The organism is Streptococcus sp. F0442 (genome assembly GCF_000314795.2).
GTDB lineage: Bacteria > Bacillota > Bacilli > Lactobacillales > Streptococcaceae > Streptococcus.
In genome coordinates, this window is record NZ_KB373314.1 from 1,127,650 (window position 1) to 1,128,200 (window position 551).

Below are 551 nucleotides of genomic sequence, written 5' to 3' on the forward strand. Positions count from 1 at the left end.
TCTTGACCTTTCTTGAATTCAAGTTTAGAGAACTTAACGTTACCTGAGGCATCGTTCTTAACAGTTTCAAGAGTCTTACCTTCTGAATCTTTAAGTACGAAGCTGAATTCGTTGGCTTTCAGTTCACGACCTTCCAAGCGTTTAGTGAAGTTGAATTCTACTTCAACTGGAACGTTGTTTACACGTTTTTCAGTTGGTTTGCTTGGTTTTTCAACCTTCTTAGTTGTTGGGTTGTAGTAGTTTACAACTTGAGCCGCAGTATTTTCAATATCCACACCACCAGGTACATCAGCTTTCACTGTTGTTGGGATGTCGAACTTGTAGTAACGTCCGAATTCGAATTTAGTTGTGTCGATCACTTGTGTGTTTTCTGCGTCGCCAAGTGACTTAGTGAAGCCATCTTTAAGGGTTGCAGTAATCACACCGTTGTTCACAGCGATATCGAATTTATCTGTTACTTCTGCGCCTGTTACTGAATCGTAAGCTTTGATCTTAGTAGAATCAAGATCCAACTTAGTTTCATCGTAGTCATCTGAGATTCCTACTGATTG

At 39.9% G+C, this 551-nt stretch carries 1 protein-coding gene; it reads right to left on the bottom strand.

The window, feature by feature from the left end; translation table 11 throughout:
- On the bottom strand, nt 1–551 hold a 551-nt coding region (locus tag HMPREF9186_RS11550; RefSeq protein ID WP_009731792.1), incomplete at both ends, for an adhesin isopeptide-forming adherence domain-containing protein.